At 70.9% G+C, this 1,688-nt stretch carries 2 protein-coding genes; one reads left to right on the top strand and one right to left on the bottom strand.

Going from position 1 to position 1,688, the window contains the following annotated elements; genetic code table 11:
- The coding region (locus GH736_RS22555; protein WP_235934641.1) for a MarR family winged helix-turn-helix transcriptional regulator at positions 1–434 on the bottom strand (434 nt) is incomplete at its 3' end.
- A 122-nt stretch (positions 435–556) separates the two neighbouring features.
- Between GH736_RS22555 and GH736_RS22560 the strand changes: the two genes are divergently transcribed.
- Positions 557–1,688: MFS transporter (locus tag GH736_RS22560; RefSeq protein ID WP_159607223.1), on the top strand; the 1,132-nt coding region annotated here is incomplete at its 3' end.

Below are 1,688 nucleotides of genomic sequence, written 5' to 3' on the forward strand. Positions count from 1 at the left end.
TAGAGCAGGCGATCGCCCCGGTCCACCCCGTCGGAGATGAACGGGTCGAAGACGGGGTCCTGCCACGGCGCATCCACGAATGCGCACACGTGCCGGTACGGGTCGAGCACTCCCCCGGCGGCGGTGAGCTCGGTGTAGATGCCGCGGCGGTCGTCGGCGCAGAGCACGCGCGTCAGCAGCATCCGGTCCTCGAGGCGATTGACGAGCCGCGTGGTGGCGCTCGGGCTCAGCGCGGCCGCGCGGGCGAGCTGCTGCATGCGCATGTGCCAGCCGTCCTGCCGGCTGAGCGCGTCGAGCACCGTGTACTCCACGACCGAGAGGTCGACGGATGCCGCGAGCGCGCGTTCGAGCTCGGCCTCGATCATGCCGTGCAGTGCGGCGAGCGTGCGCCATCCGTGCGCGCGCACCTCGACGGCGTCGTCGGCGATGCCCATGCGATCCTCCTGGTCGGTCATGTAGTTGCTTGCGCTTTCTAATTGCGTGTGCAAGCATTGAGCCCGCGTTCGAAATAGAGCGCGTTTGCAACTACTACGACCAGTGTATCGGAGTTCCGCGCATGCCACTCGGCCTTCTCGCCCTCGCCATCGGCGGGTTCGGCATCGGCCTCACCGAGTTCGTGATCATGGGCCTGCTGCCCGAGGTGGCCGCCGACTTCGGCGTCACGGAGGCCCAGGCCGGCTGGTTCATCTCGGGCTACGCCCTCGCCGTCGTCGTCGGCGCGCTCGGACTCACCGCCGCTACCATCAGGCTCCCCCGCAAGCCCGTGCTCATGGGCCTGCTCGTGCTCTTCATCGCCGGCAACGCGATCTCGGCCATGGCCCCCACGTACGAGCTCATGATGACCGGGCGCATCGTCGCCGCCCTCTGCCACGGCGCCTTCTTCGGCATCGGCTCCGTCGTGGCCGCGAGCCTCGTGGCTCCCGACCGGGCGGCCGGCGCCATCGCGATCATGTTCACCGGGCTCACGGCCGCGAACGTGCTCGGCGTGCCGCTCGGCACCTTCCTCGGCCAGCAGTACGGCTGGCGGTCGACGTTCTGGGTCATCTCGGCCATCGGCGTCGTCGCACTCGTGGGCATCGCGACGCTCGTGCCGAAGCCCGCCGCCGGCACGCCCGTTCCCAGCCTGCGTCGCGAGCTCGGCGCCTTCCGGTCGGGTCAGGTGTGGCTCTCGCTCACCGTCACCGTGCTCGGCTTCGGCGGCATGTTCGGCGCGTTCACCTACATCGCCTACACGCTCACCGAGGTGAGCGACTTCGACTCGGGTGCGGTGCCCTGGCTGCTCGTGCTCTTCGGCGCCGGGCTCGTCGTCGGCAACTGGGTCGGCGGGCGGCTCGCCGACCGTTCCATCGACGGCACCCTGCTGGCCTTCCTCGCCGCGCTCGTCGTCGTGCTGGCGCTCTTCGCCTGGCTGGCGTGGAGCCCCGTCGCCACGATCGCACTCCTCATCGCCATGGGCGGCCTCGGCTTCGGCACCGTGCCCGCCCTGCAGAGCCGCGTCATGCGCTCCGCCGCCCACGCGCCGACACTCGCCTCGGGCGCCAACATCGGCGCGTTCAACCTCGGGAACGCGCTCGGCGCGTGGGCGGGCGGCGTCGCGATCGCGGCCGGGCTCGGCTACACGTCGCCGATCTGGGTCGGCGCCGCCATCACGCTCGGCGCGCTCGTCGTCATGAGCGTGGCCGCGGTGT

It is taken from the genome of Agromyces humi (genome assembly GCF_009720255.1).
Lineage (GTDB): Bacteria > Actinomycetota > Actinomycetes > Actinomycetales > Microbacteriaceae > Agromyces > Agromyces humi.